The 19,952-nt window shown below is 43.6% G+C and carries 18 protein-coding genes; 6 read left to right on the top strand and 12 right to left on the bottom strand.

What is annotated here, in order from left to right; genetic code table 11:
- Positions 1 to 40: 40 nt before the first annotated feature.
- A complete protein-coding gene (locus AB6E78_RS06045) occupies positions 41 to 646 on the bottom strand; it encodes a beta-phosphoglucomutase family hydrolase (protein WP_017069882.1) in 606 nt (201 codons plus the stop codon).
- 87 nt (positions 647 to 733) lie between these two features.
- Between AB6E78_RS06045 and arfB the strand changes: the two genes are divergently transcribed.
- A complete protein-coding gene (arfB, locus tag AB6E78_RS06040) occupies positions 734 to 1,144 on the top strand; it encodes an alternative ribosome rescue aminoacyl-tRNA hydrolase ArfB (RefSeq protein ID WP_017059842.1) in 411 nt (136 codons plus the stop codon).
- Between the two features lie 93 nt (positions 1,145 to 1,237).
- Here the strand turns inward: arfB and AB6E78_RS06035 are convergent, their stop codons facing one another.
- Complete coding sequence (locus AB6E78_RS06035; RefSeq protein ID WP_017059843.1) at positions 1,238 to 1,555, bottom strand: helix-turn-helix transcriptional regulator; 318 nt, start codon at positions 1,553 to 1,555, stop codon at positions 1,238 to 1,240.
- Between the two features lie 200 nt (positions 1,556 to 1,755).
- Between AB6E78_RS06035 and AB6E78_RS06030 the strand changes: the two genes are divergently transcribed.
- Positions 1,756 to 2,082, top strand: a complete 327-nt coding sequence (locus tag AB6E78_RS06030; protein ID WP_372133324.1) for a hypothetical protein — start codon at positions 1,756 to 1,758, stop codon at positions 2,080 to 2,082.
- Between the two features lie 91 nt (positions 2,083 to 2,173).
- Here the strand turns inward: AB6E78_RS06030 and AB6E78_RS06025 are convergent, their stop codons facing one another.
- The 3 genes from AB6E78_RS06025 to AB6E78_RS06015 all read right to left on the bottom strand — a co-directional run bounded on the left by AB6E78_RS06025 (position 2,174) and on the right by AB6E78_RS06015 (position 5,728).
- On the bottom strand, positions 2,174 to 3,244 hold the full coding sequence (locus tag AB6E78_RS06025; protein ID WP_372133321.1) for a trypsin-like serine protease: 1,071 nt from the start codon (positions 3,242 to 3,244) through the stop codon (positions 2,174 to 2,176).
- A gap of 279 nt (positions 3,245 to 3,523) precedes the next feature.
- On the bottom strand, positions 3,524 to 4,657 hold the full coding sequence (gcvT, locus tag AB6E78_RS06020) for a glycine cleavage system aminomethyltransferase GcvT (protein WP_372133319.1): 1,134 nt from the start codon (positions 4,655 to 4,657) through the stop codon (positions 3,524 to 3,526).
- Between the two features lie 447 nt (positions 4,658 to 5,104).
- Entirely contained in the window at positions 5,105 to 5,728 is a 624-nt protein-coding gene (locus tag AB6E78_RS06015; protein WP_017059847.1) for a helix-turn-helix domain-containing protein, read from the bottom strand.
- A 440-nt stretch (positions 5,729 to 6,168) separates the two neighbouring features.
- On the opposite strand from AB6E78_RS06015, the gene AB6E78_RS06010 reads away from it, so the two are divergent.
- The 3 genes from AB6E78_RS06010 to gcvP all read left to right on the top strand — a co-directional run bounded on the left by AB6E78_RS06010 (position 6,169) and on the right by gcvP (position 10,862).
- A complete protein-coding gene (locus AB6E78_RS06010; protein ID WP_372133316.1) occupies positions 6,169 to 7,461 on the top strand; it encodes a serine hydroxymethyltransferase in 1,293 nt (430 codons plus the stop codon).
- 51 nt (positions 7,462 to 7,512) lie between these two features.
- Complete coding sequence (gene gcvH / locus AB6E78_RS06005) at positions 7,513 to 7,893, top strand: glycine cleavage system protein GcvH (protein ID WP_372133313.1); 381 nt, start codon at positions 7,513 to 7,515, stop codon at positions 7,891 to 7,893.
- Positions 7,894 to 7,982: 89 nt separating this feature from the next.
- Positions 7,983 to 10,862, top strand: a complete 2,880-nt coding sequence (gene gcvP / locus AB6E78_RS06000; RefSeq protein WP_372132488.1) for an aminomethyl-transferring glycine dehydrogenase — start codon at positions 7,983 to 7,985, stop codon at positions 10,860 to 10,862.
- Between the two features lie 329 nt (positions 10,863 to 11,191).
- Here gcvP and AB6E78_RS05995 read toward each other — a convergent pair whose 3' ends face one another.
- Together AB6E78_RS05995 and AB6E78_RS05990 are read right to left on the bottom strand one after the other, a co-directional pair.
- The gene (locus AB6E78_RS05995; RefSeq protein WP_372133310.1) at positions 11,192 to 11,896 is read right to left on the bottom strand and encodes a DUF3800 domain-containing protein; all 705 of its coding nucleotides are present in this window, start codon (positions 11,894 to 11,896) and stop codon (positions 11,192 to 11,194) included.
- Positions 11,897 to 12,128: 232 nt separating this feature from the next.
- Positions 12,129 to 12,428, bottom strand: a complete 300-nt coding sequence (locus AB6E78_RS05990) for a hypothetical protein (protein ID WP_102331904.1) — start codon at positions 12,426 to 12,428, stop codon at positions 12,129 to 12,131.
- Positions 12,429 to 12,838: 410 nt separating this feature from the next.
- Here AB6E78_RS05990 and AB6E78_RS05985 point away from each other — a divergent pair, with 410 nt between their 5' ends.
- Complete coding sequence (locus AB6E78_RS05985; RefSeq protein WP_050648643.1) at positions 12,839 to 14,221, top strand: MATE family efflux transporter; 1,383 nt, start codon at positions 12,839 to 12,841, stop codon at positions 14,219 to 14,221.
- Between the two features lie 113 nt (positions 14,222 to 14,334).
- Here the strand turns inward: AB6E78_RS05985 and AB6E78_RS05980 are convergent, their stop codons facing one another.
- The 5 genes from AB6E78_RS05980 to AB6E78_RS05960 all read right to left on the bottom strand — a co-directional run bounded on the left by AB6E78_RS05980 (position 14,335) and on the right by AB6E78_RS05960 (position 19,622).
- A complete protein-coding gene (locus AB6E78_RS05980; protein ID WP_372133307.1) occupies positions 14,335 to 14,898 on the bottom strand; it encodes a type II secretion system protein in 564 nt (187 codons plus the stop codon).
- A 412-nt stretch (positions 14,899 to 15,310) separates the two neighbouring features.
- A complete protein-coding gene (locus tag AB6E78_RS05975) occupies positions 15,311 to 16,366 on the bottom strand; it encodes a DUF1254 domain-containing protein (protein WP_050646387.1) in 1,056 nt (351 codons plus the stop codon).
- A gap of 439 nt (positions 16,367 to 16,805) precedes the next feature.
- On the bottom strand, positions 16,806 to 17,756 hold the full coding sequence (locus AB6E78_RS05970; RefSeq protein ID WP_372075023.1) for a LysR family transcriptional regulator: 951 nt from the start codon (positions 17,754 to 17,756) through the stop codon (positions 16,806 to 16,808).
- 141 nt (positions 17,757 to 17,897) lie between these two features.
- On the bottom strand, positions 17,898 to 18,524 hold the full coding sequence (locus tag AB6E78_RS05965; protein WP_372133303.1) for a LysE family translocator: 627 nt from the start codon (positions 18,522 to 18,524) through the stop codon (positions 17,898 to 17,900).
- Positions 18,525 to 18,758: 234 nt separating this feature from the next.
- The gene (locus AB6E78_RS05960; RefSeq protein WP_017072180.1) at positions 18,759 to 19,622 is read right to left on the bottom strand and encodes a delta-class carbonic anhydrase; all 864 of its coding nucleotides are present in this window, start codon (positions 19,620 to 19,622) and stop codon (positions 18,759 to 18,761) included.
- Positions 19,623 to 19,952 lie beyond the last annotated feature (330 nt).

Genomic DNA, 19,952 nt, shown 5'->3' with positions numbered 1-19,952 from the left:
AGGCTATTAGTTTGGCGGTTTAACAACCCAATCCTTGCAATCAGCTTGGTGCAGGATAGAACTCTAGTTTGTTCCCCTCTACCACTAGAATACAATCCATGTTCGCAGCATGAGCAGCCTGCTTACCTAGGTTCGTATCTTCAAACACAACACACTGCTTTGGCTGCAAACCCATACCAAAACACGCATCTAAGAAAGTATCCGGATTTGGTTTGTGATTCTTAACGTCTGTTGCTGTCACGAGAATATCGAGCTTACTCAAGATCTCTGTCTTATCCAGTAACTGTTCGGCACTTTTACGTTGACTGCCCGTTCCGACTGCAATCTTCTTGTTACCCAGATGCTCTAACAACAGAGAGTGAGTACAAGGGATAACGTCTCCTTTGTCTTCGATAGCCGCAAACGACGCCATTTTAAACGTAGAAACCGCTTGTGGGTCGAGCGATAAACCGTATTTGCTGTTCACCTCACCGGCTATCTTATAACTCGGCATGCCACCTAAGCTATGCAGCCAAGACGCTTCAAAATGAAAGCCAAACTCTTCAGCCGTTCGCTCCCACGCCTTTACATGTGCAGGCATTGTATCGATCAACGTACCGTCCATATCAAAGATTAATCCTTCATATGCCGTTAAATCTATTTTCATCACTACTACCACTCTTAAATAAAGTTACTGATACCATAACCAATATTCAGTATCATGGCGCCATATTACCGTTCAAAATGGATGTTTATGTTACAAATATCTAACTCTGTTTCGATTCAAGACTGGGAACTCCAGTTAACAGCGATCAGAGCACAAGGAGCCGGCGGTCAGAACGTCAATAAAGTATCGAGCGCGATACATTTACGTTTTGATATCAAGCACTCTACCCTACCTGACTTCTATAAAGAAAAGCTCCTCGCACACAAAGATAGCCGCATCACCAAAGACGGTGTGATTATCATTAAAGCGCAACAGTATAGAACTCAGGAACAAAACCGAGATGATGCTTTAGTGCGCTTGAAAGAATTGATCTTGGAAGCGACAAAGGTTCAAAAAGTAAGACGAGCAACTAAGCCGACGCGTGGCTCTCAGAAAAGACGTTTAGAAAGCAAAAAACAAAGAAGCACCACCAAACAGCTGCGTGGAAGAGTGAGCTGATGGCTTCATGCCCTCAGAGAACACATTACCCTAGAAGTATCTGTCAATTTGACTAACGAATCGATCTATTACGCTGTTTATTTGAAAGAAAGACTACTGCTTCTTTTTGACCGACAAAATCAGCTTGATCAACAACAGGCGCTCTTCGCTGGTCAGCAGACGACTGACCGCAGCTACATCTTCCGCTGTTACTTGTGATGCGCCAACAATATCAAGCACCACATCCAAATCCGTCACTTTTAAGGTTCTAGTGATTGAACGATACTGAGACATCTTGATGTCCGCCTCTCCGCGTTCAATCCTTTGATAGGTTTTTAAGCTCATTCCTGCACTCGAGGCTAACTTTTCTTGAGACAAGTTGGCTTGTTTCCTACGCTCAATCAGCGCCAATATTATGGGTTCTTGTGACATAAGCTCATCCTCAAAAGACAGTTATGTCCTAAATTCAGCAAGAAGCAGACCATATTGACTTGTGATGGTTTACATAAGCCATCAAAGGCATATTATTCGCTTGATAAAACCGTTACGTTTCATAAACCTTCACACTGATATCAGTTGTGAACGTACAGGCTAGGTAACTTGAGTATTCAAGTGTTGGGAAATTAGAAAAATTGCAAATTGCGAATAAGAAAGACGTCATATTGGAAATTGCGAATCGCTATACATTGGCATTTCCTTGCATTAGTCACGCATTAGAATCAGACAATCCCCGCCCAGAAATTATTGCAATACAACATAAGCTACTCACGTACAAAGAGGTGTTGCTGCACGGGAACATGTTGGAAGGTAAGGAATTAAAGCAAGCTTTTTCTGCATTGAACGAAAATGAAAAAGGTGTGGCTCAAGGCGGTATTCAAAGCATCAACGACGCAGTAAAAGAGATGGATGTGATTGTCGAAAGGTATAGTAGAAAAGCGTCTACTGAATTCTGTGCCTAATCCTCTGAACGGCTTAAACAAACAAAACAAAAACGGCCAGTCATAGTTGAATGACTGGCCGTTTGTTTAGCTAACATGAAGACGTGGGTATCTAACAAGACATCGCTCTTCTAAACCTACCGAGTAACATCAACGCGCCTAGCACGCCAAACGACAAACTGCCTCCACTGCCGCCTGAACCAGATGAAGTCCGTGCATTCACATAAGCCGTTCGCTTAGCTTCTGTTGCTGAAATTTGAACGGTTTCAGAACTATCTATCACACCACCAGTTACATCTGTAATCCAATCTCTGTAGTCATAGATTTCAGTGAATACCGAAGTTACTCTTGAGCTGCCACCACACGTTTCAGGACCAAAGCTGGTAATCCCTACTTGTCTGTAAACCGAACCATCCTTCCAGTAGACAGGACCTCCAGAGTCACCTTGACAAGTGCCACCGTACAAGCCAGAAGTAGCCACATCTCCAACGAAACAAATTTGATTCTCTGTTAACTCATTGCCAGCAGCAAATACCGTTTTACAAGTCGCATTGTCTACATAATTGAGGTTTGCTTTTTGTAGCAAAGTGGTTCCGTCGAAACCAGTGCGTGTATCACCATGGCCCACAGCGGTAAACGCCTCAGAAGAACTGCGATAACCATCCGAACTAGGACGCTTTACAACATCATTGATTGAGTCGATATTCAGTGCGCTTTCTAACTTAAGTATTGCAACGTCATTGCGTAATAGGTCGCTCAACGCATTTGAATAATCGCTGCGATAGTAAACCTCAGATACACGAGCTTTTTGGATGTTACCGTTGGGAAACTGAGAAGTATCTTCAATTTGAGGGACGACAACAGTAAACAACTGCCCTTCTTCATTACCGTATATACAATGCGCTGCGGTTAGAATATGCGTTGGATCTAAAATTGTTGCACCACAGTAAGGGCCTGTTGAGTAAACACCGTCATAATCAATACGATCGATGAACAAGCTGGCCATTGAAGGGAAATCGCTAACTGATGCATCGCTGCCATTAACAATATAAGGTGTCACAGTCGCGTCAGGAGAAACTTCGACCGAGTTTTCTGTCGCCATAACACTTGATGTGTAAATCATTGGCGCTAAAAGCCCTAAAACGGCTTTACGAACCGGACTCATTGTATGGTTTACGTTCATAGTTAACTCCTTGTAACCCCTACTACTTATTTACAAAAATGATGAATCGTCACCATAACACGTCACAATCGTGATTATAGTAAGTATTTGTAACGATATCGCCACATATCTCATTTTATAAACGAATTTTAAGTAACCGTTGTTAGTGGGTAACGTTAAAAGCAATACGTTACCAAAGACATACGCTACCAAAATCAAAAAAGCCTACCGTTAGGCTTCCCAATAAAGAGAAGCAAACAATAGGCTTTCATTTAGCTTAGTGGTTTCTCTTAAAAGAGATTAGCCACGATAGTAACGCTGAGGTACGAATGGCATTTTTTCTACTGTCATTGGTAGCTTCTTGCCACGAACTTCAGCGAATACTTTAGTGCCAATAACCGCTAGGTCAGTACGAACGTAAGCCATAGAAACAGGCTTGCCCGCGTTAGGACCCGCAGTACCACTTGTTACAACGCCAATCTTGTTGTCTTCAGCATCGAACAGCTCAGCGCCTTCACGTACTGGTGCTTTAGTCTGACCAACAAGACCAACACGCTTGCGTTGAACGTCTTTAGTCGCGATTTGCTCAAGGATGATATCAGCGCCAGGGAAACCGCCTGCACGTTCACCGTCAGTACGACGCACTTTTTGGATACCCCATAAAAGGCTAGCTTCTACCGGCGTTGTTGTTGTATCTAGATCGTGACCGTACAGACATAGACCACATTCAAGACGAAGTGAGTCACGAGCACCAAGGCCAATCCACTCTACTTCTGCTTCTGATGTTAGTTTACGAGCAAGTGCTTCAGCGTGATCGTTCGGTACTGAGATTTCGTAGCCATCTTCACCGGTATAACCACTGCGGCTTACGATGCACTCTACGCCGTCGATATCGACTTTTTGAACATCCATGAACAGCATGTCTGCAACGCTTGGTTGGAAACGAGCCAGAACTTCAGACGCTTTCGGACCTTGAAGTGCTAATAGAGCGCGGTCATCAATCACTTCCATTTTTACGTCTGCAGGAAGGTGAGCCGTTAGGTGGTCGATATCTTGTGTTTTACACGCCGCGTTCACAACAACAAATAGGTGATCGCCAAGGTTAGCAACCATAAGATCATCCATGATGCCGCCCCGTTCATTAGTAAAGAAGGCGTAGCGCTGCTTACCAGAAGGCAGGTCGATAATATCTACTGGAACCAGAGATTCTAAAACAGCGGCTGCATTTTCACCGTGTAGACGCAGTTGCCCCATGTGAGAAACATCAAAAAGACCAGCAGCGTCACGAGTGTGTAAGTGCTCTTTCTTTACACCTAGTGGATACTGAACTGGCATGTCGTAGCCAGCAAAAGGAACCATTTTTGCGCCGACTTCAACGTGAAGTGCATGCAGAGGTGTTTTTAGTAGGTCTTGATTAGCGTGTTCTTGAGTCATTTTATTCTCCATGAAGCGTTGCAGGCTTTCCAAATCGAATCTGCCGCTTATATCTCTATTTAGAGTCGCCTCTAACGATATGGGTTAACGTTAGAAACAGTAGATAGTAAAAAGTGATGTCTTCTATATAGGCTTTTATTACTAGCGATATAAAAAGAGGCTTCTGTATAAAAGCTATACGACTCACTTTCTAAGAATTCACTTCAGTAAACTTCAATCAACATGAGTAAACCGTGTTCACTATAGTAAACAAGCCTGAGTCAGTTTTACACCCTTAACAAGATTAAAACAGCTCAAAATGTGATATTTAACAATTTAAAAACAACTTTCAGTCGCATACAAAAACGCGATATTGATGCTTTTCACACCAACATCGCGTCTTTTGGCAAACGTTAGAAACAAAAGCAAACGTTTGCATTCACTATAAGAAATTCTAACTTTGTTAACTTATTTTGCAGTCACCCACAAAATCAGTGCATCTTCTGTACTAGTAGAAATCAACATATGCCCCATGTTGGCGTCGTAATACATGCTGTCACCTTCGCTCATGGGTACCGGCTCATAGAATTCTGAGTAGAACATCACATCACCAGAGATCACCATCAAGAACTCCTCACCATCGTGGCGAACCCAATCGTTATACTCTTCAAAGGTGCGTGCTCTCACTCGGCTCTTGAACGGCATCATCTTCTTATTCGAAAGTTCTGTCGCGAGCAGTTCATGCTCGTAAGTCGGAGTTGGGTGAGGTTTACCCTGACCTGCTTTAGTTAAGTCACGACGTCCTGTGGCAACCTTTTTTCTTGGTGGCTCAAAGAGTTGCGGCATATCAATTTGCAAACCCATAGCCAATTTCTGCATCGCTTGGAACGTCGGTGAGATTTGTTCGTTCTCGATTTTACTCAGCGTAGAGCGCGCCAAACCAGTACGTTGGCTCGCCTCTTCTAACGTAATGCCCAGCTTGCTGCGGATATCTTTAATACGCTGGCCGAGCCTAAGTGGTTCGATATTCTGATCTAACGTCTCTTTCGCCAACGTTAAAGATGGGTACTCATCATAAATGTCTTCTGACATAGGTCCCTCATTCATTTCTTACTTCCTGTCTATTGATTTCATTGTTGCATGAAGCGCTTTGTTGATTAAAGAGCACACAGGGAAATAAAGCGTGCTCCCTGTAGCAAAACGAGAAAATCTGTTTCCTATTGGAAATTTTTGTTGAAAATTGATTTTATCGGAGCTATGTTATCGACTTGTTAGATGAAGAGATGCTACTTCAGCTTGCAGCAAGTGATAGATTTAACATTTGTAATAGCTGTTTTTTACCCGAAATTTTTGGGAACCAATTCGTGCTGCATTGACCCTACAACGATCGCTTTGACGCTATGGTCGTATAAATAAGAAGCAACGCACTATTTATACACCTATATAACGCAAACGATACCGATGCAGAAATCAACGTAAGACCTAATGGACTATAAAAACAATCACCATTAGCTTAATGAAAGGTCTCGACAATGAACGCTTATCAAAACCATAGCTTAGACAGTTTTTTCTCTACGAACCTATCTGCGACTGACGACGCAGTATTTGCTGGAATCCAAGCAGAGAACACTCGTCAAAACGAACAAATCGAACTTATTGCTTCTGAGAACATCGTTTCTAAAGCAGTAATGCAAGCTCAAGGCACTTGCCTTACCAACAAATACGCAGAAGGCTACCCAGGTCGTCGTTACTACGGTGGTTGTGAGCACGTAGATACAGTAGAAGCTATTGCGATTGAACGTGCTAAACAGCTATTCAAGTGTGAATACGCGAACGTACAACCTCACTCAGGTGCTCAAGCGAACGGCGCAGTTAAACTTGCCCTACTTCAACCTGGCGACACTATCCTAGGTATGTCTCTTGACGCTGGTGGTCACCTTACGCACGGTGCACGCCCTGCGCTTTCAGGCAAATGGTTCAACGCAGTTCAATACGGCGTAGACCGCGACACTCTTGAAATCGATTACGAAGCGGTACGCGCTCTCGCTATCGAATGCGAACCTAAAATGATTATTGCAGGTGGTAGTGCTATCCCACGCGTTATCGACTTCGCTAAATTCCGCGAAATCGCTGACGAAGTTGGCGCTATCCTTATGGTAGATATGGCACACATCGCGGGTCTTATCGCGACAGGTGCTCACCCTAGCCCACTACCACACGCACACGTTGTTACAACAACAACGCACAAAACACTTCGTGGCCCACGCGGCGGTATGATTCTGACGAACCACGAAGACATCAACAAAAAGATCAACTCTGCAGTGTTCCCTGGCCTACAAGGCGGCCCACTCATGCACGTTATCGCGGCTAAAGCAGTGGCGTTTGGCGAAGCACTTGGCCCAGAATTTAATACTTATATTGATTCAGTGATCGACAACGCAAAAGTTCTTGCTGAAGTGTTGCAAACTCGCGGTTGTGACATTGTGACTGGCGGAACAGACACGCACCTAATGCTGGTTGACCTTCGTCCTAAGGGCTTGAAAGGTAACGTAACTGAAGAGGCATTAGAGCGTGCAGGGATCACATGTAACAAAAATGGTATACCATTCGATTCAGAGAAGCCTATGATTACCTCTGGCATTCGTTTAGGTACGCCAGCTGGAACCAGTCGTGGTTTTGGCACTGAAGAATTCAAACTTATCGGTGAATGGATCGGCGATGTACTTGATGGCTTAGTTGAAAGCCCTGAAGGCAACGCTGAAGTTGAGCAACGTGTTCGCAAGCAAGTTAAAGAGCTTTGCAAGCGCTTCCCTCTTTACCGTTAGACCGTTTTTAAGATTTAAATTAAAACCTCATAAATTTTTGGAGAATAAGCAATGGACAATACACTAAAGTTTGCAGACAGCCACGAGTGGGTAAAAGACAACGGTGACGGTACTGTAACTATCGGTATTTCTGAGCACGCTCAAGAGATGCTAGGTGACGTTGTGTTTGTTGACCTGCCTGACACTGACGACGAAATCGAAGCTGGCGAAAGCTTCTCTCTAGTTGAGTCAGTGAAAGCTGCTTCTGATATCTACGCACCAATCTCTGGCGAAATCGTAGAAATCAACGAAGAATTAGATGATAGCCCAGAGCTAATCAACGAAGAACCTTATGAAGGTGGCTGGATTGTTAAAGTGAAGATGTCTGATGCGTCTGAACTAGACAACCTTAAAGATGCGGAAGAATACCTAAGCTCTATCGAAGAAGACTAATAGGTAACCTCATTACGATAAAGCTGCTCTTTTGAGCAGCTTAATTTTAGGGGCTAGCTCACGGCTCCAGAGAGAAAGTAGAACATATCATGACTGAATTACTTCAAAGCCAATTACTGAAAGACCTGGGTACTCAAAACGAGTTTGTTGCTCGTCATAACGGCCCAAATAAAGCAGACCAGCAAAAAATGCTTGAAGCGATCAACGCGACTAGCCTAGACGCACTGATCGACGAAACGGTTCCTGCACAAATCCGTCTTGAAAAACCAATGACACTTGCTGCGCCACTAAGCGAAATGGACATGCTGGCCTCTCTTAAAGAGATCGCTAACCTAAACCAAGTGAAACGTACTTTCATTGGCCAAGGCTACTACAACACATTCACTCCAAACGTTATTCTACGTAACGTTTTAGAGAACCCAGGCTGGTACACAGCTTACACACCATACCAACCAGAGATCTCTCAAGGTCGTCTTGAAGCTCTACTAAATTACCAACAAATGGTAATGGACCTTACAGGTATGGAAATCGCGAACGCGTCTCTTCTTGACGAAGCGACAGCGGCTGGCGAAGCAATGACACTGTGTAAGCGTGCTGGTAAAAGCAAGAGCAAAGTATTCTTCGTTGCTGACGATGTTCACCCTCAAACACTAGAAGTTGTTAAAACTCGTGCTGAGTACATCGGTTTTGAAGTAATGGTTGGCGCTCTTGAAACACTTCCAGAGCAAGACGTATTTGGTGCATTAGTTCAATACCCTGGTACAACGGGCGAAGTTCGTGACCTAACAGACATCATTGCGAAAGCTCAAGCAAACAAAACTCTAGTAACCGTTGCTACTGACCTACTCGCATCTGCTCTACTTAAGCCTGCTGGCGAAATGGGCGCAGACGTAGTAATCGGTTCAGCACAACGTTTCGGCGTTCCTATGGGGTACGGCGGTCCACACGCTGCATTCATGGGTACTCGTGAAAAGCATAAGCGTACAATGCCAGGTCGTGTAATCGGTGTTTCTATCGATACTCACGGTAACCAAGCGCTACGTATGGCAATGCAAACTCGTGAGCAACACATCCGCCGCGAGAAAGCGACATCGAACATCTGTACAGCTCAAGCACTTCTAGCAAACATGGCGTCTTTCTACGCGGTTTACCACGGTGCAGAAGGCCTACGTACTATCGCTCGTCGTACACACCACATGGCAGCTATCCTAGCGGCTGGCCTGACTAAAGAGGGTTACGAGCTAACAAACAACAGCTTCTTCGATACCATCACAATCAACTCTGAAGAGAAGACAGATGCACTGTACGCGAAAGCACAAGCAGCAGACATCAACTTGCGCCTTCTTAAAGGTAAGATCGGTATCAGCTTAGATGAAACAACCACAGTCGACGACGTGAATGCCCTATTCGCTATCTTCGACGTAAAAGAAGACGTTCAAGCGCTATCTTCTGACATTGCATCAAATGAGTTTGCGGCAATTCCAGAAAACTGTCGTCGTGAATCAGAGTTCCTAACTCACCCAGTGTTCAACACGCACCACAGCGAAACGCAAATGATGCGTTACCTAAAACAGCTTGAGAACAAAGACTTCTCACTAACGCACGGCATGATCCCACTGGGCAGCTGTACGATGAAGCTGAACGCTGCTGCTGAGATGATTCCAGTAACATGGCCTGAGTTTGGTTCAATTCACCCATTCGCACCTCTAGAGCAAGCGGCGGGTTACACAGCACTAGCAAAAGATCTTAAAGAGAAGCTATGTGAAATCACCGGTTACGACGATTTCTCACTACAGCCTAACTCTGGAGCATCTGGCGAATACGCAGGTCTAATCGCGATTCAACGCTACCACGCAAGCCGCGGTGAAGGTCACCGTAACGTTTGTCTGATTCCAAGCTCGGCGCACGGTACTAACCCTGCAACAGCATCAATGGTTTCTATGAAGGTAGTGGTTGTTAAGTGTGATGAAGATGGCAACATCGACATGACAGACCTAGCAGCGAAAATCGAGAAGCACAAAGAAAACCTATCAAGCATCATGATCACTTACCCTTCTACGCACGGCGTATACGAAGAGCAAGTGAAAGAAGTGTGTGAACAAGTACACGCAGCGGGCGGTCAGGTTTATCTAGACGGCGCGAACATGAACGCTCAAGTAGGTCTAACTTCACCTGGCTTCATCGGTTCAGACGTATCTCACTTGAACCTACACAAAACATTCTGTATCCCACACGGTGGTGGCGGTCCAGGTATGGGTCCTATCGGTGTTAAATCTCACCTAGCACCTTTCCTACCAGGCCACATCGAAAATGGTGTACAAGGTTCTGACTACGCGGTATCAGCGGCAGATCTAGGTAGTGCTTCAATTCTACCTATCTCTTGGGCTTACATCGCAATGATGGGCGAACCTGGCCTAACAGATGCGACTAAAGTTGCGATTCTGAACGCGAACTACGTGATGGAAAAACTGCGTCCTCACTACCCTGTTCTTTACCGTGGTACTAATGGCCGCGTAGCGCACGAATGTATTATCGATATTCGTCCACTAAAAGAAGAAACAGGCATCAGCGAAGAAGATATTGCTAAGCGTCTAATGGACTTCGGTTTCCACGCGCCTACGATGTCTTTCCCAGTAGCTGGCACGCTAATGGTAGAGCCAACTGAATCAGAAGATTTAGAAGAGCTAGACCGTTTCTGTGAAGCGATGATCGCAATCCGTCACGAAATGGCAGCTGTGAAAGCGGGTGAATGGCCACTAGACAACAACCCTCTAGTGAACGCACCACACACACAAGTTGACCTAGCTGGCGCAGAATGGGATCGCCCTTACTCTCGTGAACTTGGTTGTTTCCCATCTAAAGCAACGAAGAACTCTAAGTACTGGCCTACTGTTAACCGTGTAGACAACGTATACGGCGACCGTAATCTAATCTGTTCTTGCCCAAGCATCGACAACTACGAAGACTAATTTTTGTAGATTTTAGATAAACAAAAGCGAACCACTTGGTTCGCTTTTTTGTTTTTTGATTCCAGATTATATGGCTAATTAAGCATTGACCTTACCGTAAGGGAAAGGTTTAAGGTTGATCTAAACCAACACTGAATTAGGAATCAATTATGGGATGTTGTAACAAAGCACCAAAAGGTGGTGCCCCTCTCGGCTTACTTCTAAAAGTCACGCTTGGGATTGGTCTTTTTGTGTTTCTGCTGGCTTTGTGGCAGTGAGAAGCTTATACGGCGCTAGGTTTAAAGGTGTAATGGATAGCGCCAAGTTGATATTGGTGCTAAAGCCGTTTGTCATGTCCGTTTTGGCAATTGGTATTTGAGTTTTACCTCTTGAGTTTCAATTTCACGAGGTCCTTTAGTCGGATCGTAAAAATACCAAATATTAAACTTTCGCTCAGTTGGCTTTGTATCGTGTAATAAAGACTCCCAGCCTAGGTAACTAGCGATATTCTCGGCAACTTTTAGCTTTGCTGGTGAACTCGCTTTTCCTTGGAACGCACTCATAACGGCTCCCAATAAGAAGTCTGCTATTTGGATTTGTTCTGAGTCTTTCGAATCTTTGGTGACGACAGAGCGAATAGGTACCTCACCACCAAATTGCTTTTTAAGCATACTATTGGCGATTTTATGAAAAGCTTCATCCGCTTTTTTGTATCGTGAAGGTAAGGGATCGACCTCAATGCGAAACTCACATTGGCGCTTAGGGTGAGCTTTATGTATAGCGCTGATCTTAGTTTGAATTAGTTTCGTAAAGTGTTTTCGCATCGCTAAGTCGTAATCACCATCATGATATTTTTTATCTACCATTCCTTTTCGGATAACAATGCAATGAAAGGCCAACCACTGATGCTTGAAAAACATTTCGACTAACTCTTCATAGAAACCTGCATAATGCTTCTTGTGTGCCTTTTGCCACTTTATTTCATTTTGGTAATTATGCTTTTCTCTTAACTCTCGAATTATTCGAACAAAATCTCCACGCCGCTGATATTTCATCCAGAGAGTGACCCGAATCCATAATACTTTTGACCATCAACACCCGATTCATCGCATGCAACATGCCAAATCAGCTTACCATTTTGCATATAACCTCCAATGTATATTCTATCCGAAAGCTTTAGTGAGCAACGCAATATCGATGCTTCCGTACACCAACTTAAATCACAAAAGTCGACGCATAATAAAAATGCCATGCGTTGCGAATCACTAGAATAGCTTATTAATATGCCTACAGGTGCACTTCGTAAACTTCGACTGTGACTTCATTTTTCGGCATTATTCGTTTCACTACGTAAGGAGCTGATAACTCGAGAACTACAGTAATATTTTCGTCGTTAACTTGAATACTAATAACTTTCTTAACGCTATCGCCAAGAAAAGAATCTAAGTCCTGTTTAGAATTGAAATCTTTGGCCAAGCTGTAGGTTTGCTCATTATCTGCACATATTAGAACACCACCTTTTCCGTATTTTGAAAAGTACAGTGACTCAGAATCTATAAAGCTCTGAAAGTTAATACTATTAACCATTATTTTTTCCTTATTGTGATATTGAATACTCAACATAACTGTTATGAAACCAACAAACTCTGTACTAATCGACAGAGTTGTTCTGCTCACTTGCTTATGCCACTAATTGTACTAGCCTTTATCTTTCCATAACAATCACTTATATCATAACCTTAGTGATTAGCCTGGCAAATATAGAATTTATCCGTCTAGTATGATTCCCACAAAATCATTAAGTTACACACATTAAACTAGTGTTTTAACCATAATAACCTATCCCTATCTCAGAGTTAGTTAAACTCTATAAATCCAATGCTTGACCCTATACGGTAAGGTGTTTATATTGTCGCCCGCCCAACGGGGCACATCCTAAAATGCACACCGGCCATCCTGCCATCATTCGTGTATTTATATTGGTGTTGTGAACTTCCATGCTAACGAAACTTCGTCCTTTTACTCGTGAATCGGGTGCGCTTATGCATCTTTCGGTTCCAATCATTTTGACTCAAATAGCTACCCAAGCGATGGGATTTGTCGATACGACAATGGCTGGCCAAGTAAGCCCTGCCGATCTCGCCGCTATTGCTCTCGGCACTAGCCTTTGGATCCCTGTGTTGCTGCTACTGCGTGGCGTGATTATGGCGTTAACACCTGTTGTCGCTTACCACCGTGGCGCACGTGACTTTCAAAGTATCTCTGTTGAATTCTTCCAGATGGTTTGGCTCGCATTAATTGCTAGCGTGCTGCTTATCGCTTACTTGGTGAGTGCGAAACCGATCCTAGAATGGATTGGTGTTGCCGCTGAAATCATCCCTATCGGCAGTGACTATGCCTTTGCCCTCGCCTTTGGTGTACCGGGTATTGCCCTTTTCTACACCTTGAATGGTTTCTGTGAAGGTATGAACAACACCAAAGTGCCAATGATCATTTCTGTGGTTGGTTTATTGGTAAATATTCCGGTCAACTACGTGCTTATCTACGGTAAGTTCGGCTTCCCTGAAATGGGCGCTGTAGGTTGTGGTTGGGCGACAAGCTTGGTGTACTGGTTAATGTCGGGAATGCTGTATTCCTACATTAAAGGTCATCACCATTACAAGACCATCATCAACTTTTCAGATGCGAAGCCAAAAGCAAAAGAGATGCTTCACCTTCTAAGATTAGGTTTACCTATCGGGATGAACATTGCAGTGTGTGGCAGCATCTTTGCGGTAATCGCACTGATGATTGGTCGTATTGGTGCTGAGAACGTAGCAGCAGCTCAAATTGCACTTAACATTTCCAGCCTAACTTACGTGATTCCTATGAGTATTTCATTTGGTATTACGATTCGTGTTGGACACGCTCTTGGCGAAAAGGACGAACTAGGCGCGATTGAACGTAGCAAAGTCGGTATCTTGGTTGCAGCATTGATTTCATTGCTTTCGGTTGCGATGTTCCTGCTATTCCCAGAGTGGATCATTAGGCTTTACACCACTGACCCTGCGATAAGCGCAACGGCAGCGGTATTGTTGACCTTTACTGCTATGTACCAATTCAGTGATGCATTGCAAACGTCTGCTAACGGCGCACTGCGTGGCTATAAAGATACTAAGATACCAATGATCTTAGCTATCGCTTCATACTGGGGCTTAGCATTACCACTGGGCATGGTATTGGGCCTAACAGACCACATTGTGCCTGCAATGGGTGAAGAAGGCTTTTGGATTGGTATTCTGACGGGATTAAGCGTATCAGCTGCATTGATGTTGCTTCGCTTGCGATACGTAATTAAGAAGCGTGACTTGCCACCAGCAGATGTTGCAATAGAAAGCTAAGATAGACCAATAAGCCAATACAAAAAAGCGCGTTATTGCCATTTGGTAATAACGCGCTTTTTTATTGAATTAGAATAAGCTTTAATCTAAATAGAATCGTTTAGCTGCTCTGGTTAACATTCATCGTTCACTACACGAACGGTACATTCGCAACCACCAGCAGGACATTCATTTCCGGTAACTCGCCCACCAAAAGAATCATAGATAACATAACACCCAGCAGGCAAAGCATCGTCAATTAGATTGTTGCTATCAAGGTCTGCTTCACTAAATGAATGAGTGTACCCAACGACAGTGTGTCGGTTTCCAACAGCCGATGTTAAATTATCATCTTCAGATAGTGTCAGAAAATCAATCATATCAAGTTCGTCACCTTTGTCCCCTTCACTTTCAGGGCAAAGCGTCCCCCAATCTACTTCAACGCGACCGATACCGAAATCGATAACATAGTCACCTTGGTCATCTGGATTTTCCGCACTAGGATCAAGCCCTGCGATAATAGCTTTAGAAGTCACTTGCGTGATCACGCCTTCCATCGCACCCGCAACACCTTCAAGTACCGCTTCTCTCGCAGATTCCTGAATACCAAGGAATCTTGGAGCAGCCGTTACCGCTAATACTCCGAGTATCACGATCACGATGATTAATTCCATTAAAGTAAATCCGTTTTTCTTCATGACATCCGCATCTTTTGATAACTTAAATATTCAATAACCCAATGAATTACCTATAACTATACACCTCAAATAGGACTCATAACACTCCACGGCTATCGCTTTTTATAACGCTGGTTGTGGTATTTGTTCCCTTTAGAGGCTGAAAAGATAACTGGAAGCGTTATCACATAAGGTGTCAGCGGGTTTAAATTCGATCAAATGCGTGGTGCAACTGAAAGTATCGATGGAAGAAGGTTTAATTGATTTATTTGAACTGAGGCTCGCTGCGTATAATCAAAGTTAGACCATTTTTGAGTCGCCCTTTGTGTTTCTACACTTAAGAAAGCAAGAAATGAAATAGAACCCATAAAAAGCGCGTTATTGCCATTTGGTAATAACGCGCATCTATAATCGTTGTACGACTATCGCAACATTAGTTCACTGCTTTCACGTAAGGAAGCACTCGGAATCCATCACGTACTTTTTGGCTTGGAATGTAATGACGGAAAGCTAAGTTAAACACACCAGAATCGTTTTCTGTTTTGATGTTGTTTACTGCATCATCACCACAACCAAAGCTTACGGTGTAAGTGCCGTCTGCATTTTTCTCAGCCGTGTTTGAGCTTACGTTCGCCACTTCACCAAACATGAAACCTTGCTTGTTGTAGACCGTTACCGACCAAAACGCTTGGTTCTTAGGATCATCAAAGGTTGCCTGATGACAAGTGTCTGCTGGGAAGTTACCAGAGACTTCGTAAATATTGTCATCTAACTGCGCGCCACCCCAACCGATAGCCGCACCCACTGCGTACTTCTCTTTGGTAAACATCTCTTTTGAAGCATCTTCAGGGCTGGTAAACATACCAAACGTCGCCTGAGCACCATCGCGTTTCAGTAGTTTCGGCATTTCCATCTTAAGGTTTTTCTCTACCTCATCGAATGATTTCTCATCCACTTGCATTGCCATGAATTCGCCGTCTGCTTTTGCATCAATACTCATCTGATCTTGGATTTTATGAACTTCATCTTTGGTGAACGTCGCATCAGTACGAACGATGACATACACGTGGTCTCCACTATGAGTAGAAAGATCAAACGTACCAGAACCGTATTGCATTGGCTGAATGCGGTGGTCTTCTGTAATCACTTCCATCGACATGTATTTGCCTTCAGGAATCTCAGGTAGCGTAATCGTCGCGCCTTGCGAAACGTTAATCACAGCCATTGAGTAGTAAGTGTCTCGGTTCATTCGAACCACAGGCTGTTTATCGGTTGGCGTGAGTTCGCGTTTGTGTAGGAATTTATTAACGCCAACAAGCTCTTGGTTTTTCAAATATTGGCGTGACGTTTCGTACACCGCGTAATTGTCGACGGTAGTCACTTCACCATCGGCATTGAAGAACTCTGTCAGAGTTGAAACTTCTTCAGCTGCGTAAGAAGAAAGAGAAACTGCGCTTAAACCTAAAACTACTAATGCTAATTTTTTCATTGTTGACCTCTAATAAATCGATAACGCTAAATCAATACATAGTCCATTTGTTTTTGTTCGAACAGTTAGTTCGTTAACCGCTCAACTTGTGAACAATGTTATCAAGGCAGCATAAATTCACAAATGACATCGCCGTATAAGAGATATGCATGAAAGTTATGTCACCACTATCGATTTATTCTTAAGATGAACGATTACCTTCAACAGGCTCACTGCTTAACAATAGACAGGTAGGGTAATTAATCCAGTTTAGGGCTGTCGTTGAAATTGGCTGAGCGCAAACCAACTGATGATTAGAAATAATAAAGCTGGAAAGGAAGACGTCATGTTATGAATCACAGGCGCTGAAGTATCTAAACCAGATCCATATGAAAACTGGAGGTCGGTTATTGCTCTAGCTGGTTATTGCTTAGGCCAGCTCTAAAGTCCGTAGCCTTAATCAACTGTCACAAACAACGTCTTCAATCACGGACACGACTAAGTTCTTAAACCATTGGTGTGCTGGGCTGGTAACGGTTCTCTTATGCTCAATCAAAAACAGTTCGAACATTAATTCGGGAACATTATCTAGAGAGAATATCGGCACTATCTTGTCGCCTATTCCCTCTAGTTCCGTCAATTTGTGGGTCGCAACCAAAATTGTATTCGAACTCTGCATCACTTCCACTAACGTAAGAAGCTGTCCGCTTTTAAAAGCAATGTCTCTTTGCATTCCATTCTTAGCTAAAAAAGAGTCTACAGGGTGTTGCAGTCCGTAATTCGAGCGAATATCGAGCGTGAGATCGACAAAGCGAGATTCAAGGCACTGCTCAAGTGTGACATTTTCAGCTTTGGCTAAAGGGTGATGTTCAGAAACGTAAAATACTGGATAGATCTGCCCAAGACTCACGTATGGAAATTCGATTGGATTGCTCGGGGCTTCGATGTGAATCGTAAAATCCACATCTCGTGATAACAGCTGGCTAGTAGGCGTTTTTGCAATCGGATATTCGATAAGACTGGCGTTTGGAGCATCGTGCATGAACCGTTCAGCAAGGGGCACAGAAAGCATCCGACTCATTAATGGCGGTACAGAAACAACAAAGGTTTGAACACACTCAGCAGGATCAAACGCAGATTTCGTTACTAGGCTTCGCATCGCCAATAGCAACTCTTCTAAAGGTGCTTGCAGTTCTAACGCTTTTTGCGTGGGCACTAAGCCATTAGACTCTCGATAGAACAGTGGGTCATCAAACAACTCTCGCAAGCGACTTAAGGTACGACTCATCGCAGGCTGAGACAGATACAAGGTATTGGCAGCTCGCGTTACGTTCCTCTCTTTGATTAAAACACTTAACGACACCAATAAGTTTAGATCCAGCCGAGAAAGCTGTTGTTCGATAGTCATCATAAGACATGCATCTGAGTAATATCACTCGTTAAATAATTGCACCATTGTGACTAACAAACAAGTCTCTGTTTAAACGATGGCATTTATATCCAACTAAAAAGGCGAACCCATCGGTTCGCCTTTTTGTTTAAAGATTCGTATTTATCGATTGATCGCCAAATATGAGCCAGCAGCAATCATTATTCCACCAGCACTTTGGTTTAACCTTTTATGTGCGCGTGGCGTTTTTAACAAACCTGCCATTCTGCCCGCGCTCACAGCGATAAGTATTAAGCCTGACATCAGAGCAACAGATGCTAAAGCAGAAACTAATACGATATCTTGTGAGCGCAGAACAGTCAGATCAATAAAAGTCGGCAAGAACGAAATATAAAACAGAATCACTTTAGGGTTCGATGCTGAAATCAAAAAGCCTTGCGCGAAACTCGCGAGTTCAGATTTCTGACTCTGTTTGGCCGCAAGTTCCGCAGAGCCTTGCACTTCAGGCAGGCTCTTAAACATCTTGTAGCCCAAGTAAATCAAATAAGCTGCACCAACATAGCGAATCACCTCAAACGCAATCGACCAATTCTCGGCAATCGTTGCTAGACCGAAACAGGCAAGCGCAAGGTAAATAAGATCACTGCATATCATACCTAACGAAAGCGTGACGCACTTTCGCCATCCTTGAACCATAGCACGAGCTAAAATGGCAAAGACGCCAGGCCCCGGAGTAATACCAAATACAAACATGGCAATAAAGAATGTAATCGCACTTTCTAATGACATTGGACTGTCCTTTTCTATAACCCAACATAATTGATCATGAACGTATCATGGAGCTTCGATTCTGGTAAAGAACGTTTTTTACTAAATACGATTTACACAACTCATGTATTGAATAAGTGTCGCACGTAATTTACCCACCAGACTTAATTAAACCTAAACCTAAGTACTTTTCGTTAGGGCATAAAAAAGGCGAACCTATTGGCTCGCCTTAATCATTTTGTTCGCCAGAATCGTTTAGTCGTTACGAATGGGTGATAACAACTCAGGGTTAACCACCAAGTTTCTCACACCGTGGGCGTGATCTTCGTTAAAGTCATTGCCTTCACACCAGCTACCTACTGTCGCGATATTTACTTTCGCGACTTGTGGTCTAACGCTCCATGTTACTTGGAAAGGTGAACCTTGCTCATTATAACCAGGACCCGTTGTAGAGCCTGCGTATTGGATCGCTGAGCCCGTATCTTGTGGGATGTTTGGTGCTTGGTGTAAGCCGTTCACTTTTGAATGTTTAGCGAGCGCTTCAAAGTCGGGTGCTTTGTCGTCATTCACTAATACGTAAACTTGGGTTTCTACACGCAGTTGCGGGTTGGTAATCGCATCGTTAAAACAAGCACCCAGTGTTTCACCCGGTTCAACTTGCGCCGTTGAATAAACATAGTGAACTTCAATGGTGTCACCCGAATGCAAAGAACCATGCTCGCTCGGACAAACCTTGCCCTCAAATGGTTTCAGCTCAGCAGAACTCAGCTTGCCTGTGTATTTAAAGCCACTCTGGAATCCCTTACCATCACCGTTACCAGCGTATTGAGTAAACTCTCCACCTTTATGCTCAGCATTTTTATGGAAGTGAATATTACATAAGTTCATCGCTGTTGAATCAGGGGCATCCGAGAACAGCCTAGTATTTTTACCTTCTAATGAACCCAAATCTCGTGGAGCTTGCGGTCCAAAACCTTGTCCTTGGGTATTTTCAGAAAGCTTTGCTCTTTGTTCTGCGATAACACCATCTGATACAGACTCATGGTTCGCGTCTGATGCATTTGCATGAGCTGACAACATCACCAATGCGGCACTTAAAAACACACTCTTATTCTTCATTTTTCTTCCCTAGAATATTGATAACTAAACCCAAACCGACTTAACAGCAAACATCTTACTATGCTCATAAGTGAATATAAGGCTTGTCTTTGTAAGATTAGATTTCATTGCTTACTTTGGGATGAGTATTAGAACCCTTGATGCATATAACAAGTCAAACAGGGTAAATTCGGCGAGTCCCTTCCAGAACTAATAATTCCTATTTTCGTTAACCGTCGCCTGACTCAGCGCTCAGATAAGTGAACACGATTCTTAGGAAGAATGGTGGCCAGATTTAGAAGACCAAAAAAGGCGAACCATCTGGCTCGCCTTCACGTTTCATTCTATCTA

This window comes from Vibrio sp. 10N.247.310.98 (assembly GCF_041467395.1).
GTDB lineage: Bacteria > Pseudomonadota > Gammaproteobacteria > Enterobacterales > Vibrionaceae > Vibrio > Vibrio crassostreae_C.
This window is presented reverse-complemented; position numbering and strand designations above follow the sequence as displayed.

Bases quoted from the DNA above. Each gene is read 5' to 3' on its own strand.
- AB6E78_RS05970 (WP_372075023.1), bottom strand. From the start codon at position 17,756: ATGATGACTATCGAACAACAGCTTTCTCGGCTGGATCTAAACTTATTG.
- gcvP (WP_372132488.1), top strand. From the start codon at position 7,983: ATGACTGAATTACTTCAAAGCCAATTACTGAAAGACCTGGGTACTCAA.
- AB6E78_RS06015 (WP_017059847.1), bottom strand. From the start codon at position 5,728: ATGTCAGAAGACATTTATGATGAGTACCCATCTTTAACGTTGGCGAAA.
- AB6E78_RS06025 (WP_372133321.1), bottom strand. From the start codon at position 3,244: ATGAACGTAAACCATACAATGAGTCCGGTTCGTAAAGCCGTTTTAGGG.
- gcvH (WP_372133313.1), top strand. From the start codon at position 7,513: ATGGACAATACACTAAAGTTTGCAGACAGCCACGAGTGGGTAAAAGAC.
- AB6E78_RS05980 (WP_372133307.1), bottom strand. From the start codon at position 14,898: ATGAAGAAAAACGGATTTACTTTAATGGAATTAATCATCGTGATCGTG.
- AB6E78_RS06045 (WP_017069882.1), bottom strand. From the start codon at position 646: ATGAAAATAGATTTAACGGCATATGAAGGATTAATCTTTGATATGGAC.
- AB6E78_RS06010 (WP_372133316.1), top strand. From the start codon at position 6,169: ATGAACGCTTATCAAAACCATAGCTTAGACAGTTTTTTCTCTACGAAC.
- gcvT (WP_372133319.1), bottom strand. From the start codon at position 4,657: ATGACTCAAGAACACGCTAATCAAGACCTACTAAAAACACCTCTGCAT.
- AB6E78_RS05965 (WP_372133303.1), bottom strand. From the start codon at position 18,524: ATGTCATTAGAAAGTGCGATTACATTCTTTATTGCCATGTTTGTATTT.
- arfB (WP_017059842.1), top strand. From the start codon at position 734: ATGTTACAAATATCTAACTCTGTTTCGATTCAAGACTGGGAACTCCAG.
- AB6E78_RS05985 (WP_050648643.1), top strand. From the start codon at position 12,839: ATGCTAACGAAACTTCGTCCTTTTACTCGTGAATCGGGTGCGCTTATG.
- AB6E78_RS05990 (WP_102331904.1), bottom strand. From the start codon at position 12,428: ATGGTTAATAGTATTAACTTTCAGAGCTTTATAGATTCTGAGTCACTG.
- AB6E78_RS05960 (WP_017072180.1), bottom strand. From the start codon at position 19,622: ATGAAGAATAAGAGTGTGTTTTTAAGTGCCGCATTGGTGATGTTGTCA.
- AB6E78_RS05975 (WP_050646387.1), bottom strand. From the start codon at position 16,366: ATGAAAAAATTAGCATTAGTAGTTTTAGGTTTAAGCGCAGTTTCTCTT.
- AB6E78_RS06035 (WP_017059843.1), bottom strand. From the start codon at position 1,555: ATGTCACAAGAACCCATAATATTGGCGCTGATTGAGCGTAGGAAACAA.
- AB6E78_RS05995 (WP_372133310.1), bottom strand. From the start codon at position 11,896: ATGAAATATCAGCGGCGTGGAGATTTTGTTCGAATAATTCGAGAGTTA.